We start from the raw sequence: 21833 nt of genomic DNA on the forward strand, positions 1-21833 counted from the left end.
GGGGGCGAGTGCGGAGGAAGCAGGAGTAACTGGCCCGAAACAGATGTGGGAGCGGCCTTGTGCCGCGAAGCGCCGCGCGGGCGGCGCTCGATCTCACAGGCACCCAACATCTCAAGGCATGCACCTGTCAGCCCAAACTGCTTAACTGAAAGGCATTAGCCCTTGCCCGGCCAATTCCGTGACCCGCGGGCCCCAAAGCCTGCGCCACTTCGTTTACAATGCGCGCCGTTTTCGACTTGCCAAGAGACCCTGCCCATGTCCGCCTGCCAGACGCCCCTGATCGTCGCCCTGGATTTCCCTACCCGTGAGGCCGCCCTGAAGCTGGCTGACCAGCTTGACCCTGCGCTGTGCCGGGTAAAGGTTGGCAAAGAGCTGTTCACCAGCAGCGCTTCGGGCATTGTCGAAACCCTGTGTGACAAGGGCTTCGAAGTGTTCCTGGACCTCAAGTTCCACGACATCCCCAACACCACGGCCATGGCGGTAAAAGCGGCGGCCGAGATGGGTGTATGGATGGTCAACGTGCATTGCTCCGGTGGCCTGCGCATGATGGCGGCCTGCCGTGAAGAGCTGGCCAAGCGCAGCGGCCCGCAGCCGTTGCTGATTGGCGTAACCGTGCTGACCAGCATGGAGCGTGAAGACCTGGCCGGTATCGGCCTGGATGTCGACCCGCAAGAGCAAGTGCTGCGCCTGGCGGCATTGGCACAAAAGGCCGGCATGGACGGCCTTGTGTGCTCGGCGCTGGAGGCCCCGGCATTGAAGGCGGCGCACCCGTCGCTGCAGCTGGTGACCCCGGGCATTCGCCCGGCGGGCAGCGCGCAGGATGACCAGCGCCGTATCCTCACCCCGCGCCAGGCACTGGATGCCGGTTCCGATTACCTGGTAATCGGCCGCCCGATCAGCCAGGCTGCCGACCCAGCGCAGGCGCTGGCGGCGGTGGTGGCGGAGATTCGTGGGTAAGTAGCCCAGCGCTAGAGAGAAAGGCCAGCTCGCGAGTGCTGGCCTTTTTTTATGGAGAAAGCATTTGGGCTGCAGGGTGTTCGGCGGGGTATTTTCAGCGCTCTTGAGATCGAGCGCCGCCCGCGCGGCGCTTCGCGGCACAAGGCCGCACACATCTGTTTCGGGCCAGTTACTCCTGTGCCGATGGCGCGCGCACCCTGGGTGCATGGCTGGGGATGGATGAAGAGCAGCGGCGCTCCCTTCGATCTCGAAGGGAACAAACAAGGCGGACAGCGGTGATCTCACAGCAGTAATTGGCCCGAAACAGATGTGGGAGCGGCCTTGTGCCGCGAAGCGCCGCGCGGGCGGCGCTCGATCTCACAGCCGCTGCAAATCGCCAAACATGCGCTTAAACCTTCAACACCAACTTGCCAAAATTCTCCCCGCTGAACAGCTTCAACAAGGTCTCAGGGAAGGTTTCCAGCCCCTCCACAACATCTTCCTTGCTCTTCACCTGCCCACTGGCCAGCCAGCCGGCAATCTCCAGCGCGGCTTTGCCGTAGTCCTTGCTGTAATCCATCACCACAAAGCCTTCCATGCGCGCACGGTTCACCAGCAGCGACAGGTAGTTGGCCGGGCCTTTCACGGCTTCCTTGTTGTTGTACTGGCTGATCGCGCCGCAGATCACGATGCGCGCCTTGTAGTTGATGCGCGTCAGCACTGCATCGAGGATGTCGCCGCCCACGTTGTCGAAATACACGTCCACACCTTTCGGGCATTCACGCTTCAGCCCGGCCAGCACGTCTTCGGCCTTGTAGTCGATCACCCCGTCAAAGCCCAGCTCATCCAGCAGGTACTGGCACTTTTCCGCACCGCCGGCAATGCCCACCACGCGGCAGCCTTTGACCTTGGCTATTTGCCCGACGATGCTGCCCACCGCACCGGCCGCGCCGGAAATCACCACGGTGTCGCCCGCCTTGGGCTGGCCGACGTCCAGCAGGGCAAAGTAGGCGGTCATGCCGGTCATGCCCAGCGCCGACAGGTAGCGCGGCAGGGGCGCCAGGTTGGGGTCGATCTTGTGCAGGCCCTGGGGCTCGCCGGTAAAGTAGTCCTGCACGCCCAGCGCACCGCTCACATGGTCGCCCGGCTTGAACCCCGGGTGGTTGGAGACCACCACTTCACCCACGCCCAACGCGCGCATCACCTGGCCCAGGGCCACAGGCGGGATGTAGGACTTGCCTTCGTTCATCCAGCCACGCATGGCCGGGTCCAGCGACAGGTACAGGTTGCGCACCAGCACCTGGCCTTCGCCGGGTTGTTCGGCAGGCACAGTCTCGAAGCTGAAGTCGTCACGGCGCACGGCGCCGACCGGGCGTTTGGCAAGCAGGAAGCGGCGGTTGGTCTGGGTCATGGCGGGGTCCTTGTGGGCAGTGGAGGGAATCAGGCGTTCAATCTACCTTGTTGATGAAGGCAGGTCGTTAACATCACTGACAAGCATGGTAGCCCAACCGGTGGGGTGATGATGCTGCCCGGCCGGCCGGTGCCTGACTATGCTCGGAACCCCACCATACCGTCACAGGAGCACCCGATGAGCATGACCTTTACTGGCCAGGTAGCCCTGGTTACCGGCGCTGCGGCCGGCATTGGCCGGGCGACCGCCCTGGCCTTCGCCCGGCAGGGCCTGAAAGTGGTGGTGGCCGACCTGGACCCGGTCGGCGGCGAGGCCACCGTGGCGCTAATCCAGGCGGCGGGCGGCGAAGCGCTGTTCATGGCCTGTGACGTTACCCGCGACGCCGAAGTGCGCCAGCTGCACGAGCGCCTGATGGCGGCGTATGGCCGGCTGGATTACGCCTTCAACAATGCCGGTATCGAAATAGAACAGCACCGCCTGGCCGAAGGCAGCGAGGCAGAGTTCGACGCCATCATGGGCGTGAACGTGAAGGGCGTGTGGTTGTGCATGAAGTACCAGTTGCCATTGCTGCTGGCCCAGGGCGGCGGGGTGATCGTCAATACCGCCTCGGTGGCAGGCCTGGGGGCGGCGCCGAAGATGAGCATTTACAGCGCCAGCAAACATGCGGTGATTGGCCTGACCAAGTCGGCGGCCATCGAGTATGCCAAGAAGGGCATCCGCGTGAATGCCGTGTGCCCGGCGGTGATCGACACGGACATGTTCCGCCGCGCCTATGAAGCCGACCCGCGCAAGGCCGAGTTCGCTGCCGCCATGCACCCGGTGGGGCGCATCGGCAAGGTCGAGGAAATTGCCAGTGCCGTGTTGTACCTGTGTAGCGACGGTGCTGCGTTTACCACCGGGCATTGCCTGACGGTGGATGGCGGGGCTACGGCTATCTGAGCGGGTGGTGTGTGGGCCTATTCGCGGGCTTGCCTTGAAATGTTGGGTGCCTGTGAGATCGAGCGCCGCCCGCGCGGCGCTTCGCGGGACAAGCCCGCTCCCACATCTGTTTCGGGCCAGTTACTCCTGTCACCTGCGCACTCGCACCTTGGGTGCATGGCTGGAGATTGATGAAGAGCATGAGCGCAGCCGATATCGAATGGAGCAAACAAGGCGGCCAGCGGTGAACTTACAGGAGTGATTGGCCCGAAACAGACTGTGGGAGCGGGCTTGCCCCGCGAAGCGCCGCGCGGGCGGCGCTCGATCTCAAAGGCACCCAACATTTCAAGGCAAGCCCGCGCCAGTTAAAAACTGACACCCACTTTCACCCCATACTCATCGCGAGTCTGTTCATCCGAGTCTGTCATCAAGAACTGCCCGTCCAGTTCATAGTTATATCGGCTGAAGTAAAGCGAGGCGAGTATCGGCACGCTGCCGTGTTGGTTAAACAGCACACTCAGTTCGGCAAACGGGTTACTGGTGTCATTCAAATCAACGTCTTCGCTGCTGATGCCATGTATTTCCAATTGCGAATCGCCATTGATAACGTGGCGTATACCGGCTTCAAAGCGCAACGTGGCATTATTGAAACGGTAGTTGTAACCCGCTGCAAGCTTGGCGAACGGTGTGCGGTTGGTGAGGTCGACGTCGTACCTGCTGGTATTGGGTGAAAGCCGGTTCCATTTGTAGCCGGCACCCACCAATAGGTCGAGGGACTGGCGCTCGGCCACGGCCAGCCGCCAGCCCAGGTCCAGGTCGGCCTGGCCGTCCTTCAGCTTCTGGCTCTGCTTTTTCGAGTACATGCCGCTGGCTTCGGCGTGGTAAATCGGGCCTTCTTTGGCCGTCATCTTGTTGCCGTAATTAATGAACAGCCCGCCTTCAGGCATATGCTCGGTATCATTGCCGCGCCCGTTCAACTCCAACTGGGTATAACTTCCCTGCAGGCCAAGGGTTAATAACGGTGCCGTGGAAGTTTCGGCATGCCCCACCGTCGGGAGCGCAACAAGCAGCAACGGGGCGACCACAGCAGTAAGCAGGGCTGTTTTCATGAAAAGCTCCAGGGGGCGCTACGGGTCCGAAGGGCGGGCCAGTTATCGATCACGATAGCGCTGTTTTTTAATTCGATAGTGGCAATTTAATATTTTTTCTTGCCCCACTATTGGCGCAAAATTAATGGCGTCAAAGTGGCTATATAAATAGGCAATTGGAATAACTTGCAGATAAGTTTGCTTCCATTTGATTGGCACATTGGCCCGCGCATGGCAGCGTGTTGGCTAAAATTCATGGCTTGTTGATGGCAGCCGCAGCGCCTGGCAAAACCGACCTCGATACAGCCAAAAACGACAAGACATAGCTATTTGACACTATTCTGGCGCCACCCCCTTGTTCACCGGCTGGCAAGGTTGCCACCCTTGGGGCTGGGATACCTCACAGGCTGAAAGGGGATCGGTGATGGGCGCGAGCAAGCACGGTGTGCTGGCCAACCTGGGCATGGCCCGCAAACTCGGCCTGGGCTTTGCCCTTGTGCTGCTGCTGACCGTGGCGGTGGCGGCCATTGGCATCGCGGCGTTGCACAGTGTTGGCCAGCGCTTCGACAGTTTGCGCCAGCTGGCCCAGTTCAATACCGACCTGCTGCGCTTGCGCCAGCATGAGCAGGCCTTTGCCCTGCGCTCCGACCTGCAGCAGGCCGAGGCCTTGCGCAGCGGCTTGCAGGGGCTGGCCGAGCGCGCCCGGGGCCTGCCGGCGCTGGCGGCGGCAGAAGCCGACCTGGCGGCGTACGGCCAGGCATTCGAGGCATTTGTCGAGGCGGTGCAGGCCAAAGAGCTGGCGCTGGACATGGCCAGCTGGTCGGTGTCGAGCGTGGCCAATAACCTGGATGTGCTGCAGGCCGGCCTGGCCGATGATGGCGTGTACACCCTCAAGCAGTCCCAGGGCCAGCAGGGCGGCGAGTTCCTTGAACAGGCCGCTCAGGTGGCGCAGGTGTCGCGGCTGATGCTGCAGGCCATGGACGAGGCGCGGGTACGCCTGGAAAAAAGCCGCAAAGGCGAGGAGGGCCTGGGCCAAGAGCGCATTGCGCAAACCGTCGAGGCGGCCAGCCTGGTGGGCCAACTGCAGGGCGCGGTAGGTGATGCCGGCTACCAGAGTGTACTGGGTGAAGTGGCCGGGCACATTGGCAGCTTCTCGGAAAAACTCAACGAATACACCGACCAGCTGGCCCGGGAACAGGGGCTGAAAGCGCAGTTGCAGGCCAGTGCCGAGCAGGTCACTGGCAAGGTCGACCAGGCTTATCTGGGGCAGCAGCAGGCATTGCAGGGCGAACTGCAGCGCAATGCCGTGGCCATCGGCCTGGCCACGGCGCTGGCGCTGCTGGTCGGCGTGCTGGCGGCCTGGCTGATTACCCGCGCGGTGGTGGCCCCGCTGAAGCACGTCATTGCCCGCGCCCAGCGCATAGCGGCCGGCGAACTGGCGTTTGATGCCCAGGTGCCGCGCCGTGACGAAGTCGGCCAGCTGATGCAGGCGATGCAGCAGATGGCGGCGGGGCTTTCGGGGATTGTCAGCGGTTTGCAGCAGGGCATCGAGCAACTGGCCGGTAATGCCCAGGCATTGTCGGCAGTCACCGAGCAGACCAACCGCGAGGTGGGCAGCCAGAAGGAAGAAACCGAACAGGTCGCCACGGCCATGCAGCAGATGACCGCCACCGTGCACGATGTTGCGCGCAATGCCGAGCAAGCGGCGCAAGCGGCCGAGGCGGCGGATGAAAAGGTCGGCTGGGGGCAGCAGGTGGTGCGCCAGAGCATGCAGCGCATCGAGCAGCTGGCGGCGGCAGCCGAAACCGCCAGTGCCGGCATCGATAGCCTCAGTGCCGAAATCCACACCATTGGCGGCGTGCTGGAAGTAATCAAGAGCGTGGCCGAACAAACCAACTTGCTGGCGCTGAACGCCGCCATCGAAGCGGCCCGGGCCGGGGAACAGGGGCGGGGTTTTGCCGTGGTCGCCGATGAGGTGCGTGCATTGGCCCGGCGTACGCGGCAGTCGACCGAGCAGATCGAAACCCTGGTTGCCAGCTTGCGCGGTAACGCCCAGCAGTCGGTGGCGCAGATCCGCGGCAGTACTGACCTGGTGCGCCTGGCCGTGGCCGACGCGTTGCAGACTGAAAGTGCGCTGGGCAGCATTGCCGCGGCGGTGTCGTTGATTCAGCAGATGAACCAGCAGATTGCTGCGGCAGCCGAGCAGCAGAGTTCGGTGGCGGAAGAGATCAGCCGCAGCGTCACGCAGATTCGCGGCAGTGCCGACCAGGCGGCCTTGGCGATGCAGGACAATGCCCGGTCAAGTGTCGAGCTGGCGCAGTTGGGGACTGACTTGAAGGGGATGGTGGGGCATTTCAGGTTGTGATTAGGGCCTGGTCAGGTTGTCGCCTGTGCGGGCCTCTTCGCGGGTAAACCCGCTCCCACCTGGCCTGCATCACACTCAAGGCAGATACAGAACCTGTAGGAGCGGCCTTGCGTCGCGATGGGCTGCGCAGCAGCCCCAAGGTCTCCGCACAGATGCACAAATTGCCGGGGCCGCTTCGCAGCCCATCGCGACACAAGGCCGCTCCTACAAGTGCCGGTGCTGGTGGAGGACACAGGTTCTCCACCGCCCTCAGGCCCTGTGAGATCCCTGTAGGAGCGGGTTCACCCGCGAAGAGGCCAGAACAGACAACAAAGTACCTTCAGGCCTTGCGCGGGTTAAGTATCAACAGGGCCAAAACCCCCGCCACAATCCCCCAGAACGCCGACCCGATCGAGAACAGGGTCAGCCCCGAAGCCGTCACCATAAAGGTAATCACCGCCGCCTCACGCTCGCGCGCTTCGCTCATGGCCACGGTCAGCCCGTTCATGATCGAACCAAACAGCGCCAGTGCCGCAATCGACAGCACCAGTTCTTTCGGCAATGCGGCAAACAGCGCTGCCAGGGTCGCCCCAAACACCCCGGCGATGCCGTAGAAAATCCCGCACCACACCGCTGCGGTGTAGCGCTTGCTTGGGTCTTCATGGGCATGCGGCCCGGTGCAGATGGCCGCGCTGATCGCCGCCAGGTTGACCCCGTGCGAGCCAAACGGCGCCAGCAGCAGCGAGGCAAACCCGGTGGCCGAAATCAGCGGCGAGGCTGGCACCTGGTAGCCGTCAGCCCGCAGCACGGCTACGCCGGGCATGTTCTGCGAGGTCATCGCCACCACGAACAGCGGAATGCCAATACTGATGGTGGCCGCCAGCGAGAAGCTTGGCGTGGTCCACACCGGCTTGGCCACTTCCAGGTGGAAGCCGCTGAAGTCCAGCAAGCCCAGTGCGCCCGACAACGCCGTGCCCACCAGCAGCGCGGCCAGCACGCAATAGCGCGGCGACAGGCGCTTGACCAGCAGGTAGCTGAAGAACATGCCCAGCACCAGCACGGTACGGTGCTGCGCGGCCACAAAGATTTCGCTGCCGATCTTGAACAGGATACCCGCCAGCAAGGCCGAGGCCAGCGAAGCCGGAATGCGCTTGACCAGGCGCTCGAAACTGCCGGTCAGGCCGCACACCAGCACCAGCACGGCGCAGGTAATGTAGGCACCAATCGCCTCGCCATAACTGACCCCGCCCAGGCTGGTGATCAGCAACGCCGCGCCGGGGGTGGACCAGGCGATGGTGATCGGCGTGCGGTAGCGCAGCGACAGGCCGATGCTGCACACCGCCATGCCGATCGACAGTGCCCAGATCCACGACGAAATTTGCGCAGTGGTCAGCCCGGCGGCCTGGCCGGCCTGAAACATCAGCACCAGCGAACTGGTATAGCCGGTGAGCATGGCAATGAAGCCGGCGACCACCGCCGACGGAGAGGTATCTGCCAGGGGCCGCAGGCGTGCGGAAGTGGCATCGGTCATGAACAAAATCCTTGTAAAGGTGTAAGCAGTTTTTTCAGACTACAGCGGGCAAGGTTGATCCTTGCCATACAGCGGCCATTGCATTTAGCCGTACAGTCACCAACTATTGGGCGTAATTGCAGAACTGCTTGGCAGTGGAGGGGCGATGTACAAGGTCTATGGCGACTACCAGTCGGGCAACTGCTACAAGGTCAAGCTGATGCTTAGCCTGCTGGGCCGGCCGTATGAATGGCAGCCGGTGGATATCCTCAAGGGCGAAACCGAAACGCCCGAGTTTCTGGCGATGAACCCCAACGGCAAGGTGCCGGTGCTGGAGCTGGAGGACGGCAGCTACCTGTGGGAGTCCAATGCCATTCTCAACTTCCTTGCCGATGGTAGCGAGTTCTTGCCCAGCGAGCCGCGCCTGCGTACCCAGGTGTTGCAGTGGCAGTTCTTCGAGCAGTACAGCCATGAGCCGTACATTGCCGTGGCGCGTTTCATCCAGTTTTACCTGGGCCTGCCGGACGAGCGCGTGGAGGAATACCGCAAGCTGCACAAGGGTGGTTACAAGGCGTTGAGGGTGATGGAACGCCAACTGCAAATGACCCCGTACCTGGTCGGTGAGCGGTATTCGATTGCCGATGTGGCGTTGTATGCCTACACCCATGTGGCGCAGCAGGGGGGCTTTGACCTGGCCGAGTACCCGGCGGTAAGGGCCTGGCTGGAGCGGGTTGCCAGCCACCCTAGGCATGTGCCGATGGTGGGCTAAGCACCTTTCTGAAGCAAACTTCGCCCCCTGTAGGAGCGGCCTTGTGTCGCGATAGGGGTGCGAAGCGCCCCCAGGATTTTGGCATCACTGCATAAATTGCTGGGGCCGCTTTGCGGCCCGATCGCGACACAAGGCCGCTCCTACAGGTCGATCGCGGTAATTAGATGGCGGAAAACCGCTCATCCAGGTAAGCAATGATGGCCTTGGACTCATACATCCAGGTCACCTTGCCGCCCTCTTCAATGCGCAGGCACGGCACTTTCACCCGGCCGCCACCCTCCTGCAGGGCCTGACGGTGCACCGGGTCGTTCTTGGCATCGCGCAGCGCCACCGGCACGTTCAGGCGGTGCAGGGTGCGGCGGGTCTTTACGCAGAACGGGCAGGCATGGAACTGGTACAGCGCCAGGCCCTTGGCCGCTTGCTCGACGCGGGCCTGGGCGGCGGCGTCGCGCTTGCGCTTGGCCGGGCGGCTGAGCCAGTCACCGAACACGATGAGCTGGCCGAGGCCAACCCGCAGGGCTTTGACGATCATGGGCAACTCCTGAAATGCAAAAAGCCGACCCGCAAGGGTCGGCTCGGGGTCAGCAGCCAATCACTTGATCAGGCTGAGGAACTCGCTGCGGGTAGCGGCGTTTTCGCGGAACTCACCCAGCATCACCGAGGTGATCATGGTCGAATTCTGTTTTTCCACACCGCGCATCATCATGCACATGTGCTTGGCTTCGATCACCACGGCCACGCCGGCGGCGCCGGTAACCGTCTGTACCGCCTCGGCGATCTGGCGGCTGAGGTTTTCCTGGATCTGCAGGCGGCGGGCGAACATGTCGACGATGCGCGCGACCTTCGACAGGCCCAGGACCTTGCCCTTGGGCAGGTAGGCCACGTGCGCCTTGCCGATGAACGGCAGCATGTGGTGTTCGCACATCGAATACAGCTCGATGTCCCGGACCAGCACCATTTCGCTGTTGTCAGAGCTGAACAACGCGTTGTTGGTCACTTCTTCCAGTGTTTGCTCATAACCGCGGCAAAGGTACTTCATCGCCTTTGCAGCCCGCTTGGGCGTGTCGAGCAGGCCCTCACGGGAGACGTCCTCGCCAAGCTGGCTGAGGATCTCGGTGTAGTTCTGTTCCAGGGACATGGATCTACCTTGGGAAAAAATCGCAAAAACGAAGGGTACGGCGGTGCGCGCGGCGCTGCAAGCGCGGCGTTACTCGTCGCGGCCTTCGAGCATGGTTCGCTTGAGCATCACATACACCGCGCCAGTGCCGCCGTGGCGGGCGCTGCACGAGGCAAAACCGAGCACTTGCGGGTGCTGGCGCAGCCAGGTGTTGACGTGGCTCTTGATCATCGGGCGCTTGCCGTCCAGGCGTGCGGCCTTGCCGTGGGTCACGCGGACGCAGCGCACTTCCAGCTTGGTGGCTTCGGCGATGAAGTCCCACAGGGTTTCGCGCGCCTTTTCCACGGTCATGCCGTGCAGGTCGAGGCTGCCTTCGAACGGAATCTGCCCCAGCTTGAGCTTGCGCAGCTGGGTTTCCTGCACGCCGTCGCGGCGCCACATCAGCTCGTCTTCGGCGCCCACGTCGATGACGAACTGGTCGGACATGCCGTCGATGACCAGGGCCTTGTCACTGCGTACAGTCGCCGCCTGGCGCAGGCCGGCCAGCTGCTGGCGGTCGGCCTTGGGCTTGCCGACTTCGGCGCGGTCATGGCGGATCGGCTTGACGCCGCGCACTTCGGCCTTGAACAGGGAAAAATCGTCGTCTTGCATGATGCCTCCACGTGGGGCGGCGTAGTTTACGCGACTGTGGGGCGGTGTGCAGCTCCGTCAGGCCCGATTGGCCCCCTTGTAGGAGCGGCCTTGTGTCGCGAAAGGACCGCAAAGCGGTCCCGGCAATATTTGCGGCGAAGCTGAAATCGTTAGGGGCGCTTCGCACCCCTTTCGCGACACAAGGCCGCTCCTACAGGGACCGTGTCAGCCCATGGCGATCAGTCGTGTTTTTTCATCAGGTGCGGCGACAGGTTCAGCTCCCGCCCGCGGCGCAAACGAATACGGCTGCGCCGCCAGAAGCGCACACCCAGCCACAGCAGCAGCAGGCCTGCCACGGCAAGCACGCTGGACAACGGTTTGTTGGCATTGAGTTCCTGCAGGGCAGGGTAGTTGCCCAGCAGGCCGGCGACGCCGGCCATGGCCAGCAGCACGCCCAGGGTCGCTAGCAGGGCCGACAGGCCGGCCGCCAGGCGGGCACCCCAATTACGCGGTTGGCGCGGGCGCAGGCGCTTGGCGTCGAAACTGCCTTTAAGCTTCATTCCGCTCTCCTCTGTGGATATCCGGAATTCGACCTGCTGCCGCCCATCGGGTTCCGCCCGGCTGCCGGGCGGTCATGCCCGCGCTTCAGATCAGGCTGGCGGTGGGTGCCACGCAAGCGAAGTTGTCGGCCATCACGGCCATTTCGCACTGGTGAATCTGTGCCGCCGGGATAACCCCGTCCTTGAACGCCAGGTCGCGGGTTGCCGAGGCGTCTTCCACCAGCGTGCACCGGTAACCATAGTCCTTGGCGCGGCGAACGGTAGTGCTGACGCTGGAGTGGCTCATGAAACCGCAGACGATCAGGTCCAGGTGGCCCAGCTCCTGCAGCGTTTCGTGCAGTTTGGTGTTCTTGAATGCGTTGGGCATGCGCTTTTCGATGACGATTTCGCCTTCCAGTGGCTCCAGCCCTGGAATGAACTGGCCAGCTGGCCCCTGTGGGTCAAACCGGCCACCGACCGTGCCCAGGTGGCGAACATGGATGATCGGGCGGCCGCTCTTGCGCGCCGCGTCGAGCAACCTGGCGATGTTGGCCACGGCCTCGTCCATGCCCGACAGTTGCAAGGGACCGCTGAGGTACTCCTTTTGCGCATCGATGATGATCAGGCTGGCGTGGCTCAGCTTGGCCGGCGGGTAGTCGCGGCCAGTGAGGCGGAACATCGTGGTTGGAACGGACATCAATGGCTCCTTGAGCAGGGCTTTTGTACACCTATTCTCCCCTGCATTGGCGCCAATGGGAATGGTTGACAACGCAAGTGGCATGGTTACTGGCTTGTGGCTAGCTTTGGGACGATCGGATGGAACAAATGTGTGCCCCGGGCTGTTAGACTTTTGGTCGATCTGAATTAGGAGTACCCCGTGATCACATCCCGTCTGCGCACGCTGCGCGACTACATCCGCTGGGCGGTCAGCCGCTTCCACGAGCACGACCTGTTCTTCGGCCACGGCGCCGACAACGCCTGGGACGAGGCCCGCCTGCTGGTGCTGGGTGCGGTGCACCTGCCATGGGAGGTGGCCGACAGCTACCTGGACTGCATGCTTGAAGACGACGAGCGGGTACGCCTGCAGCACCTGCTCAAGCGCCGCATCGAAGAGCGCGTGCCGGCCGCCTACCTGCTGGGCGAGGCGTGGTTCTGCGGTATGTCGTTCATTGTCGACCAGCGCGTGCTGGTGCCGCGTTCACCGATTGGCGAACTGATCGAAAAACGCTTCGAGCCGTGGCTGGCCAGCGAGCCGGCACGCATCCTCGACCTGTGCACCGGTTCGGGCTGCATCGGCATCGTGGCCGCTGATGTGTTCCCCGAGGCCGAGGTGGTGCTGGCCGACCTGTCGTTCCCGGCCCTTGAAGTGGCCAACCAGAACATCGAGCGCCATGGCCTGGACACCCGTGTGTACACCGTGCAGGGCGACGGCTTTGCCGGCCTGCCGGGGCAGCGTTTCGACCTGATCCTGTCCAACCCGCCGTATGTCGATGCCGAAGACTTCGACGACATGCCGGCCGAGTACCACCACGAGCCGGAGCTGGGCCTGGCCTGTGGCAACGACGGCCTGGACCTGGTGCGGCGCATGCTGGCCGAAGCGGCCGACCACCTGACCGACAAGGGCTTGCTGATCGTCGAGGTGGGCAACAGCCAGGTGCATGTCGAGGCGTTGTACCCCGAGGTGGACTTTGCCTGGCTGGAGTTCGAGCGTGGCGGGCATGGGGTGTTCATGCTGACGGCTGAACAGTGCCGTCAGCATCAGCAACTGTTCAAGGCCCGCGTCTGAGCCATTTGGGGCTGCTTTGCAGCCCATCGCGACACAAGGCCGCTCCTACAGGGTGATGCGTTGCCCCATGCTTGCGCGGTCCCCTGTAGGAGCGGCCTTGTGTCGCGATGGGCCGCAAAGCGGCCCCAATTCCGGCTGCTAACGCGGTCTCAGCGGGTAGCAATCCAGATCAACAACCCCGCCTGAAACACCGCAAACGCCACCAGGCAGGTGATGGTAAAACGCAACCCGCCATCTTCACGCCGGTACTTGGCCACCCGCTCATCACGCTCGCGCAGCTGTGCGTCTTTCTCCTGCAGTTGCTGGTCTGCCTGCTGCAACAGGTTGGCAGCATCCAGAATATCCACCCGCTGCAAGCGTTCGTTGCTCCAGGCGGCCTTCAGCTGGCCCACCGTCATTTCCACGGTACGGCCCTTCAGGTGCTGGCTGTCCTCGTACTGCACCTCGATCCCCACCCCGCGCAAGCAGTGGTCACGGCGCAGGCGTGAGTCCTCGTTCAGTGCATCCTTGTTCGGCAGGGTCATGCCCTCTACCTGGTAATGCGGCCACTTGCGCTGCAGCCATTGTGCGGCCTGGGCCAGCATGTATCGGCCCAGGCCACGGTTGGCCGGTTCCAGCTGCAGGCCCTGTTCACTGCCTATGCGCACCCGGTGTTCGGCATGGTCGACGCGGATGTCCAGGCGGTTCTGTTGCTTGTGCACTTTTTGCCCGGGCAGGGTAATTTCCATGCGCAGCAGGCTGTGCGCCTTGTCGTGGCGCTCGGCGTAGCCGAACTGCACAAAACGCAGCGGCCGTGCGCCGGTACTGCGGTCGGTGGGCAGGGCGGCCAGGCGCAGCAGCTGGAAGTGCTCTGGGCTCAAGTCGGCCCAGGGCAGGGCAGGGTGTTCCTGGGGTTCTTCGGCCGGCTCTACGGCGGCGGGGGCGATGGTCATCAGGGCTTGTCCTTAGGTACGGGCAGGCGGTTGGGGCTGCTGCGCAGCCCATCGCCGGCAAGCCAGCTCCCACAGGGATCGCAGGGCATTCAGGCCTGTGGTGATCCTGTGGGAGCTCCTACAAGGGTCGCAGGACATCTGGGCCTGTGGTGATCCTGTAGGAGCTGCCACAGGGGTCGCAGGACATCTGGGCCTGTGGTGATCCTGTAGGAGCTGCCACAGGGGTCGCAGGACATCTGGGCCTGTGGTGATCCTGTAGGAGCTGCCACAGGGATCGCAGGACATTTGGGCCTGTGGTGATCCTGTGGGAGCTGCCACAGGGATCGCAGGACATCTGGGCCTGTGGTGATCCTGTGGGAGCTGCCACAGGGATCTCAGGACATCTGGGCCTGTGGTGATCCTGTGGGAGCTGCCACAGGGATCGCAGGACATTTGGGCCTGTGGTGATCCTGTGGGAGCTGGCTTGCCGGCGATGGGCCGCGTTAGCGGCCCCAAAGATCCGCTAATACCGAAATTATCGGCCGTATTGGCCAGGACCTGAGGCTCAGGCCGAAGGCAAATGCTGGATGAACGTCACAATTCGCTCACCCAGCTCGCGCGCCAGTGGCAATTCGGGGTTGAGGTAGCTGTCGCGCTGCTGGCTCATGCCCTTGGGGCTGATGCGCAGCATGTGGTTCATGCCGTCGATCAGCACCAGCTGGGCATCCGGCTTGGCGGCCTTCAGGCGTTCGGCATCGGCCACGTCCACTTGCACGTCGTTGCGCCCCTGCACGATCAGCGCCGGCATGGGCAGGCGGGCGAAGGCGGCGGCGGGGTTTTGCTGGAACAGCGAAATCAGGTACGGCTGCACACTGGGGCGGAACACCTGGCGCAGGGGGGCCGGCACTTCCAGGCTGGTCTGCCCGGCTTGCAGGCGGTCGAGCAGGGCGCTGCCACCGGCCAGTTGCGCCGGTGGCAGGCGCTGGGCCAGTTGCTCGCGCAGCACATCGGCCAGTGGCCGGCCACTGCCGGCCAGGGTAATGACCGCGCTGGCGCCGGCCTGTTCGGCGGCCAGGCTGGCGATCAATGCCCCTTCGCTGTGGCCGATCAGAATCAGCGGCCCGAAGCGCGGGTCGGCCTTGAGCTTGTGGCTCCAGGCGACCACATCGGCCACGTAACGCTCCACGCTGAGGTCACGTTCGTCGGGGGTGGCCGGTTGGCTGGCGGCGACACCACGCTTGTCGTAGCGCACGCTGGCGATGTGCTCGCTGGCCAGTAGCAGGGCCAGGCGCTTGAGGTTGTCGACCCTGCCGGAAGCCGGGTTGTTGCCGTCGCGGTCGGTGGGGCCGGAGCCGGCAATGATCAGCACCACGGGTGGCGGGGTGGCCTGTTGCGGCAGTAGCAGGCTGCCGTGCAGCACACCCTGGCCGGTGTCGAGGTCGATCGGGCGTTGCAGCACGGTGGGGGCGGCGGCCTGGGCCAGGCCGGTGCACAGCAGGAATAACAAGGCGACGAGGCGCGACATCATGCGGTACTACATGGGGAGATGTCGGTTTGACCCAATGTTTGCGGGAAGGTTCTCGGGGGCGCATGGCAGGCTTGGCCCTATCGCCGGCAAGCCAGCTCCCACAGGATTACCTCAGACCTGAATACTGTGGGTACCTGTGGGAGCTCTGGCTTGCCAGCAAAAGAGCCCTCACAGACAATCAGCCGCTCACAGGTATTACACAGTATTTGGATCTGTGGCGATCCTGCGGGAGCTGGCTTGCCGGCGATAGGGCCCTCACAGACAATCAGCCGCTCACAGGTATTACACAGTATTTGGATCTGTGGCGATCCTGTGGGAGCTGGCTTGCCGGCGATAGGGCCCTCACAGACAATCAGCCGCTCACAGGTATTACACAGTATTTGGATCTGTGGCGATCCTGTGGGAGCTGGCTTGCCGGCGATAGGGCCCTCACAGACAACCAATCCATCTGTATACTGCCGCCTTCACCCCTTTCAGGCAGATCTCGCGGAGCGTCCATGTCCGGCAATACCTACGGCAAGCTGTTCACTGTCACCACCGCTGGCGAGAGCCATGGCCCGGCGTTGGTCGCCATTGTCGATGGATGCCCTCCGGGCCTGGAAATTTCCCTCGCCGACCTGCAGCACGACCTCGACCGGCGCAAGCCCGGCACCAGCCGGCATACCACCCAGCGCCAGGAAGCCGACGAGGTGGAAATCCTCTCCGGCGTGTTCGAAGGCCGCACCACCGGTTGCTCGATCGGCCTGCTGATCCGCAACACCGACCAGAAGTCCAAAGACTACTCGGCGATCAAGGACCTGTTCCGCCCGGCCCACGCCGACTACACCTACCACCACAAGTACGGCATCCGCGACTACCGCGGCGGTGGCCGCAGCTCGGCCCGCGAAACCGCCATGCGCGTGGCGGCCGGCGCCATTGCCAAGAAGTACCTGGCCAGCCAGGGCATCACCGTGCGCGGCTACATGAGCCAGCTTGGCCCGATCGAAATCCCGTTCAAGACCTGGGAGTCGGTAGAGCAGAACGCCTTCTTCAGCCCCGACCCCAGCAAAGTGCCCGAGCTTGAGGCCTACATGGACCAGCTGCGCCGTGACCAGGACTCGGTAGGCGCCAAGATCACCGTGGTCGCCGAAGGCGTCATGCCTGGCCTGGGCGAGCCTATTTTCGACCGCCTGGACGCCGAACTGGCCCATGCGCTGATGAGCATCAACGCCGTCAAGGGCGTGGAAATTGGCGCCGGCTTCGCCAGCGTGGCCCAGCGCGGTACCGAGCACCGTGACGAACTGACCCCGGAAGGCTTCCTCAGCAATAACGCTGGCGGCATCCTGGGCGGTATTTCTTCCGGCCAGCCGATCGTTGCCCACCTGGCACTCAAGCCGACCTCCAGCATCACCACCCCGGGCCGCTCGATCGACGTCGATGGCAACCCGGTGGACGTCATCACCAAGGGCCGCCACGACCCGTGCGTGGGCATCCGCGCCACGCCGATTGCCGAGGCCATGATGGCCATTGCGCTGTTGGACCACCTGCTGCGCCACCGGGCACAGAATGCTGACGTGAACGTGAATACCCCGGTGCTGGGCCAGCTCTGATTCGCCTGCACCGGCCCTATCGCCGGCAAGCCAGCTCCCACAGGTTTACCTCAGGCTTGACTACTGTGGGGGACCTGTGGGAGCTGGCTTGCCGGCGATAGGGCCGGCCCAGGTCCCCACAAGGCCACCCCATGCAACCCATCCCCTACTGGCGCCTGTCCAGCTTCTACCTGTTCTACTTCGCCCTGCTCGGCTCCACCGCCCCCTTCCTGGCGCTGTACTTCGACCACCTGGGCTTCTCCCCGGCGCGCATCGGCGAGCTGGTGGCCATCCCCATGCTGATGCGCTGCATTGCCCCCAACCTGTGGGGCTGGCTGGGCGACCGCACCGGCCAGCGCCTGCTGATCGTAAGGCTTGGCGCGCTATGCACCCTGGCCACCTTCTCGCTGATCTTCTTCGGCAAAAGCTACGCCTGGCTGGCGTTGGTCATGGCCCTGCACGCGTTCTTCTGGCATGCGGTACTGCCACAGTTCGAGGTCATTACCCTGGCCCACCTGCACGGGCAAACGGCGCGCTACAGCCAGGTACGGCTGTGGGGCTCGATCGGTTTCATTCTTACCGTGGTCGGCCTGGGCCGGCTGTTCGAATGGCTGAGCCTGGACATCTACCCGGTGGCGCTGGTAGCGATCATGGCCGGCATCGTCGCCGCCAGCCTGTGGGTGCCCAATGCCCAACCGCTGGAGCAGGGCGAGCGTAGCGGCGCGGGCGGCTTTTTGCAGCAGTTGCGTGCCCCGGGGGTGATCGCCTTCTATGCCTGCGTGGCGCTGATGCAGCTCAGCCACGGGCCGTACTACACCTTCCTGACCCTGCACCTGGAGCACCTGGGCTACAGCCGCGGTGCCATCGGTTTGCTGTGGGCGCTGGGGGTTGTGGCCGAAGTGCTGATGTTCATGCTCATGAGCCGGCTGTTCGCGCGTTTCAGCGTGCAACGGGTGCTACTGGTCAGCTTCCTGCTGGCCGCGGTGCGCTGGCTGCTGCTGGGCAACCTGGCTGCCGAGCCGGGCGTACTGATTTTCGCCCAGTTGCTGCACGCCGCCACCTTCGGCTGTTTCCACGCCGCCAGCATCGCCTTTGTCCAGGCCAGTTTCGGCGCCCGTCAGCAAGGCCAGGGCCAAGCGCTGTACGCAGCGCTGTCAGGGACCGGTGGCGCGCTGGGGGCCTTGTATTCGGGTTACAGCTGGAAACTGCTGGGGCCCACCTTCACCTTTGGTATGGCCAGTGCCGCAGCCTTGGCTGCAGCCGTTATCATTGGCCTTTGTTCGCAACCGACCAGGACCCGCCCCTGATGAGCATTCTCAGCGTTTTTAACTCCGCCAGCCCGGAACTGCCGAACAAGGTGCTGACCCACCACGATGACATCGCCGCCACCCTGGCTGCGCAGGGCGTGCGCTTTGTGCATGCCGAGCATGGCCTGCGGGTGCGCCCGGGCACGGCCCAGGGTGAAGTGCTAGAGGCTTGCCGCGGGTACCTGGACCAGTTGATGACCGCGCAGGGCAGCAAGGCCTTTGTGCTGCTGAACCGCGACGGTGAGGCGCCGGCACAGGTCGATGTGCGTGACGAACACGTGCATGACGCCGACGAGCTGTTTGCCGTAGTCAGCGGGCGCGCACAGGTTGGGCTGCGTGTGGGGGATTGGGTGTATTCGGTGTTGTGCGAGAAGGGTGACCAACTGTTGGTGCCGGCCGGCACCCGGCGCTGGGTGGAACTGGGCGATACGCCGTTTTGCCTGGCGTTGCGTTTGTATGGCAGTGAGCAGGGTGTGGAGGCGCGGTTTACCGGGGATGTGACGGCGCGGGCGTTTCTCGGGATCGACGAGTTGTAATGCCTGTGCCGGCCTCTTCGCGGGCCTGTGGGAGCGGGTTCACCCGCGAAGAGGCCGGCACACGCAACACAAAACTCAACGATAAGTCGGCAGGGCAAACCGCTGCTGGCTCTGCAGCATGTTGATCACCGGCAATTCACTGGCCTGCTCGGCCAAGTCGCGACGAATTGCACTGATCGCCCACGAGAGCTGCTCGGCACTGTGCAGTTGACCATAGGTCAACACCCGGCGGGTCACCTTGCCATCAGCCGCGCGCAGGGTCAGCAGCACGCCGCCATCGGGGCGAGCCTGGGTGTTCACCTGATAGGCCGAAAATACCGAAACGAACTTTTGCTGGATGAGGTCCATATCAACTCCTGGCTGTGTGTGGCAGACGTGAGTTGATGGTTGCAGCGACCGTGCCAGAAACCTTAGTAAAGGAAAACCCAGCAATTACGGGCCTTTGCGGGGTATTTGCAGAAGCGGCATCGTGCAGGGTGCATGGTCGTGCATTTTGCACAGTGCATTTTGCACGGCGTCGGCTTTGCCTATCGGGCCAATAGAATCTGAACCTTTGACCGCAATGGCATGCCTGACAAAAACTTGGGCAATCATTTATGCCAGGAGGTTCCCGATGTCCACCCAAACCGCGCCCGCCACCATGACCGACGACGAAACCGCTGCCTTTGCCGCGCAGGTGTTCGAATGCGCCCGCCAGGGCGATGCCGCCATGCTCGAGCGCCTGCTCGCCAGCGGCCTGCCGGCCGACCTGCGCAACCACAAGGGCGACACCTTGCTGATGCTGGCCAGCTACCACGGCCACCACGACGCGGTGCGCGTGCTGCTGGCGCAAGGGGCCGACCCGCTGATTGCCAACGACAACGGCCAGCTGCCGATTGCCGGTGCCGCGTTCAAGGGTGACCTGGCGATGATCCGCCTGCTGCTGGAGCACGGTGTGCCGGTCGACGCCGCTGCACAGGACGGGCGTACTGCGCTGATGCTGGCGGCCATGTTCAACCGCAGCGAAATCCTCGACTACCTGCTGGCCCAGGGCGCCGACCCGGCGCGCCAGGATGCCCGCGGCGCCACGGCGCTGATGGCGGCGCAAACCATGGGGGCGGTGGACGCTGCTGCGCGCCTGCAAGCGCTGGCCGGCTAACCGCCCGGGGGCATTTGCGGCTATCCTTGGCGACTTTTCACCCGTCGCAGGCCCCCTTTCATGAAAACTCAGTTGCTCGAATTCATCAGCCTCATTGGCGCTGGCTGCATGCGCGAGGCCGACATCGAGCGCATTGCCGGCGAAGCCGCCCAGGCCTACGCCGACCCGGCCGCGTTCCTGGCTGCCAACCCCGACATCAACTACGACGACAGCTTCCCCATCCCGCTGGGTGAATGGGTGGTGCTGGGCAGCCTGCCGGACACCGTGGTGTTCCAGGCCGACAGCTACCAGGACCTGTTCCAGCAGATCAGCGACTCGTTCGACAACAGCGTGCCGTTCACCCTCAAGCCCAAGCAACTGGCCCGTACCGAGCCACTGACTGCGCTGAACCGCATCCAGGTGCAGATGGGCGCGCTGAACAAAGAGGCCGGGGGGTATGTGCTGTTGAACTTCAGCCAGCTGCTGGATGACGAGCTGCAGATGGTGATGGTGGGGCAGCATGATCTGGCGCGGGTGCTGGAGTTAGGGGCAGAGGTGGGGATCAAGGTTGAGCCTGCGCTGGAAGCCCTGAAGGTCGCTGTTCATATCTAAACCGCTACGCAGTCCCCGTGTAGGAGCGGCCTTGTGTCGCGATGGGGCGCGCAGCGGCCCCAACATTTTCAGCTTCGCCGCATGCATTGCCGGGGCCGCTTTGCGGCCCATCGCGACACAAGGCCGCTCCTACACGGGGGCTGTGCAAGGCATTTCAGCCCAGCGCGGTATCCAGGAACATCATCACCGCAAACCCACCCATCAACCCCAGGGTCGCTGCTGTCTGGTGCCCATTGCGGTGGGTTTCGGGTATCACCTCGTGGCTGACCACAAAGATCATCGCCCCGGCCGCCAGGCCCATGCTGATCGGGTAGGCGAGGGCAAAGCCGGTCGAGATCCCCAGGCCGATCACCGCCCCCAGCGGTTCCATCAGCCCTGAGCCAATCGCCACCAGCGCTGCCTTCAGGCTCGACAGCCCGGTAGCGCGCAAGGCCAGCGCCACGGCCAGCCCTTCAGGGATGTCCTGGATGGCAATGGCGCTGGTCAGCGGCAGGCCGATGTTCATGTCGCCGTTGGTAAAACTCACCCCAATCGCCATGCCCTCAGGCAGGTTGTGCAGGGTAATCGCCATCACGAACAGCCACACCCGGCTGAAACGCTCGGTTTCAGGCCCGGCGACGCCGACGCTTTCATGCTCGTGCGGGGTAAAATGGTCCAGGCCCAGCATCAGCAACACGCCCAGGCCCATGCCCACCACCACCGTCAGCGCCGCCGCCGGGCCGCTGCCGGTAATCTCGCGGGCGGCATCCAGGCCGGGCAAAATCAGCGAAAACGAGCTGGCTGCGAGCATCATGCCGGCGGCAAAGCCGAGCATTACGTCCTGGTTGCGCGTACTGACGTCGCGCAGTACCACTGCCAGCACCGCGCCCAGTGCTGTAGCACCAAACCCGGCAAGCCCACCCAGGCCCGCCAGGTGCAGGTTTTCCGAGTGGTCACCATGAATAGCATTCCACAGGCTTGCCCCCAGCAGCGCGATCACTGCCAGCAGGCTCAGGGCCAGGCCAGCGCCGACCCACGGGCTGTTGCTTATCTGCTGGCGCCAGGCACTGAAGGGCGAGGGCGCTGCGGCGCTTTGCGTGTGTGCAGGGGGCATGTAAACCTCGAACTAAACGGATTGGGGCAGTTTAAGCAGTGACCTTCGCGCCCCGCCAAGGATTCCCTTCTATCGACGTGATAGCTGACTATGCTGTGCAGCAAAGCCTCTGG

At 63.7% G+C, this 21833-nt stretch carries 22 protein-coding genes and 1 pseudogene; 11 read left to right on the plus strand and 12 right to left on the minus strand.

Annotation, left to right across the window (positions count from 1 at the left end; genetic code table 11):
- The first annotated feature begins 255 nt into the window (after nt 1–255).
- Nucleotides 256–957, plus strand: a complete 702-nt coding sequence (pyrF, locus tag ACI2KG_RS27605) for an orotidine-5'-phosphate decarboxylase (RefSeq protein ID WP_012271070.1) — start codon at nt 256–258, stop codon at nt 955–957.
- Between the two features lie 388 nt (nt 958–1345).
- On the opposite strand, the gene ACI2KG_RS27610 is transcribed toward pyrF, so the two are convergent.
- Nucleotides 1346–2347 (minus strand): NADP-dependent oxidoreductase, encoded by a 1002-nt coding sequence (locus ACI2KG_RS27610; RefSeq protein ID WP_404664058.1) that lies wholly within the window; start codon nt 2345–2347, stop codon nt 1346–1348.
- Between the two features lie 177 nt (nt 2348–2524).
- Between ACI2KG_RS27610 and ACI2KG_RS27615 the strand changes: the two genes are divergently transcribed.
- A complete protein-coding gene (locus tag ACI2KG_RS27615) occupies nt 2525–3286 on the plus strand; it encodes an SDR family oxidoreductase (RefSeq protein ID WP_404664059.1) in 762 nt (253 codons plus the stop codon).
- Between the two features lie 344 nt (nt 3287–3630).
- On the opposite strand, the gene ACI2KG_RS27620 is transcribed toward ACI2KG_RS27615, so the two are convergent.
- Complete coding sequence (locus tag ACI2KG_RS27620; RefSeq protein ID WP_404664060.1) at nt 3631–4374, minus strand: hypothetical protein; 744 nt, start codon at nt 4372–4374, stop codon at nt 3631–3633.
- 955 nt (nt 4375–5329) lie between these two features.
- Here ACI2KG_RS27620 and ACI2KG_RS27625 point away from each other — a divergent pair.
- Both ACI2KG_RS27625 and ACI2KG_RS27630 read left to right on the plus strand, forming a co-directional pair.
- Nucleotides 5330–5857 (plus strand): annotated as a pseudogene (locus tag ACI2KG_RS27625) (HAMP domain-containing protein); the annotation flags it as partial.
- Nucleotides 5855–6718: a methyl-accepting chemotaxis protein gene (locus ACI2KG_RS27630; RefSeq protein WP_404664085.1), complete on the plus strand. Its 864-nt coding sequence runs from the start codon at nt 5855–5857 to the stop codon at nt 6716–6718. The pseudogene ACI2KG_RS27625 and the gene ACI2KG_RS27630, both read left to right, overlap by 3 nt.
- A gap of 319 nt (nt 6719–7037) precedes the next feature.
- Here the strand turns inward: ACI2KG_RS27630 and ACI2KG_RS27635 are convergent, their stop codons facing one another.
- A complete protein-coding gene (locus ACI2KG_RS27635) occupies nt 7038–8228 on the minus strand; it encodes a benzoate/H(+) symporter BenE family transporter (RefSeq protein WP_404664061.1) in 1191 nt (396 codons plus the stop codon).
- Between the two features lie 145 nt (nt 8229–8373).
- Between ACI2KG_RS27635 and ACI2KG_RS27640 the strand changes: the two genes are divergently transcribed.
- Nucleotides 8374–8976 (plus strand): glutathione S-transferase family protein, encoded by a 603-nt coding sequence (locus ACI2KG_RS27640; RefSeq protein WP_404664062.1) that lies wholly within the window; start codon nt 8374–8376, stop codon nt 8974–8976.
- Between the two features lie 160 nt (nt 8977–9136).
- On the opposite strand, the gene ACI2KG_RS27645 is transcribed toward ACI2KG_RS27640, so the two are convergent.
- The 5 genes from ACI2KG_RS27645 to ACI2KG_RS27665 all read right to left on the minus strand — a co-directional run bounded on the left by ACI2KG_RS27645 (nt 9137) and on the right by ACI2KG_RS27665 (nt 11959).
- Nucleotides 9137–9508, minus strand: a complete 372-nt coding sequence (locus ACI2KG_RS27645) for a glutaredoxin family protein (protein WP_404664063.1) — start codon at nt 9506–9508, stop codon at nt 9137–9139.
- A gap of 60 nt (nt 9509–9568) precedes the next feature.
- A complete protein-coding gene (gene folE, locus ACI2KG_RS27650) occupies nt 9569–10114 on the minus strand; it encodes a GTP cyclohydrolase I FolE (protein ID WP_404664064.1) in 546 nt (181 codons plus the stop codon).
- Nucleotides 10115–10183: 69 nt separating this feature from the next.
- Entirely contained in the window at nt 10184–10744 is a 561-nt protein-coding gene (locus ACI2KG_RS27655; protein WP_110747924.1) for a Smr/MutS family protein, read from the minus strand.
- 218 nt (nt 10745–10962) lie between these two features.
- Nucleotides 10963–11283, minus strand: a complete 321-nt coding sequence (locus ACI2KG_RS27660; RefSeq protein ID WP_400621029.1) for a hypothetical protein — start codon at nt 11281–11283, stop codon at nt 10963–10965.
- Nucleotides 11284–11368: 85 nt separating this feature from the next.
- Entirely contained in the window at nt 11369–11959 is a 591-nt protein-coding gene (locus ACI2KG_RS27665) for a cysteine hydrolase family protein (protein ID WP_009683237.1), read from the minus strand.
- A 180-nt stretch (nt 11960–12139) separates the two neighbouring features.
- Here ACI2KG_RS27665 and prmB point away from each other — a divergent pair, with 180 nt between their 5' ends.
- A complete protein-coding gene (gene prmB / locus ACI2KG_RS27670; RefSeq protein WP_404664065.1) occupies nt 12140–13048 on the plus strand; it encodes a 50S ribosomal protein L3 N(5)-glutamine methyltransferase in 909 nt (302 codons plus the stop codon).
- 149 nt (nt 13049–13197) lie between these two features.
- On the opposite strand, the gene ACI2KG_RS27675 is transcribed toward prmB, so the two are convergent.
- Together ACI2KG_RS27675 and ACI2KG_RS27680 are read right to left on the minus strand one after the other, a co-directional pair.
- Nucleotides 13198–13980: a hypothetical protein gene (locus ACI2KG_RS27675; RefSeq protein WP_404664066.1), complete on the minus strand. Its 783-nt coding sequence runs from the start codon at nt 13978–13980 to the stop codon at nt 13198–13200.
- 544 nt (nt 13981–14524) lie between these two features.
- Nucleotides 14525–15487, minus strand: coding sequence for an alpha/beta hydrolase (locus ACI2KG_RS27680; RefSeq protein WP_404664067.1), 963 nt, complete (start codon nt 15485–15487; stop codon nt 14525–14527).
- A 497-nt stretch (nt 15488–15984) separates the two neighbouring features.
- On the opposite strand from ACI2KG_RS27680, the gene aroC reads away from it, so the two are divergent.
- From aroC to ACI2KG_RS27695, 3 genes are all read left to right on the plus strand, one after another.
- Complete coding sequence (gene aroC / locus ACI2KG_RS27685; RefSeq protein WP_404664068.1) at nt 15985–17076, plus strand: chorismate synthase; 1092 nt, start codon at nt 15985–15987, stop codon at nt 17074–17076.
- 131 nt (nt 17077–17207) lie between these two features.
- Nucleotides 17208–18362, plus strand: a complete 1155-nt coding sequence (locus tag ACI2KG_RS27690; RefSeq protein WP_404664069.1) for an MFS transporter — start codon at nt 17208–17210, stop codon at nt 18360–18362.
- Nucleotides 18362–18898, plus strand: coding sequence for an oxidase (locus ACI2KG_RS27695; protein ID WP_404664070.1), 537 nt, complete (start codon nt 18362–18364; stop codon nt 18896–18898). Before ACI2KG_RS27690 ends, ACI2KG_RS27695 begins: the two co-directional genes overlap by 1 nt.
- A gap of 75 nt (nt 18899–18973) precedes the next feature.
- On the opposite strand, the gene ACI2KG_RS27700 is transcribed toward ACI2KG_RS27695, so the two are convergent.
- Nucleotides 18974–19246: a DUF3509 domain-containing protein gene (locus ACI2KG_RS27700; RefSeq protein ID WP_201206939.1), complete on the minus strand. Its 273-nt coding sequence runs from the start codon at nt 19244–19246 to the stop codon at nt 18974–18976.
- Between the two features lie 265 nt (nt 19247–19511).
- On the opposite strand from ACI2KG_RS27700, the gene ACI2KG_RS27705 reads away from it, so the two are divergent.
- Both ACI2KG_RS27705 and ACI2KG_RS27710 read left to right on the plus strand, forming a co-directional pair.
- The gene (locus ACI2KG_RS27705) at nt 19512–20036 is read left to right on the plus strand and encodes an ankyrin repeat domain-containing protein (protein ID WP_404664071.1); all 525 of its coding nucleotides are present in this window, start codon (nt 19512–19514) and stop codon (nt 20034–20036) included.
- A 60-nt stretch (nt 20037–20096) separates the two neighbouring features.
- Nucleotides 20097–20627, plus strand: coding sequence for a hypothetical protein (locus ACI2KG_RS27710; protein ID WP_400621010.1), 531 nt, complete (start codon nt 20097–20099; stop codon nt 20625–20627).
- Between the two features lie 154 nt (nt 20628–20781).
- Here ACI2KG_RS27710 and ACI2KG_RS27715 read toward each other — a convergent pair whose 3' ends face one another.
- Nucleotides 20782–21720, minus strand: a complete 939-nt coding sequence (locus ACI2KG_RS27715; protein ID WP_404664072.1) for a ZIP family metal transporter — start codon at nt 21718–21720, stop codon at nt 20782–20784.
- Nucleotides 21721–21833 lie beyond the last annotated feature (113 nt).

The organism is Pseudomonas sp. NPDC089407 (genome assembly GCF_044900445.1).
Lineage (GTDB): Bacteria > Pseudomonadota > Gammaproteobacteria > Pseudomonadales > Pseudomonadaceae > Aquipseudomonas.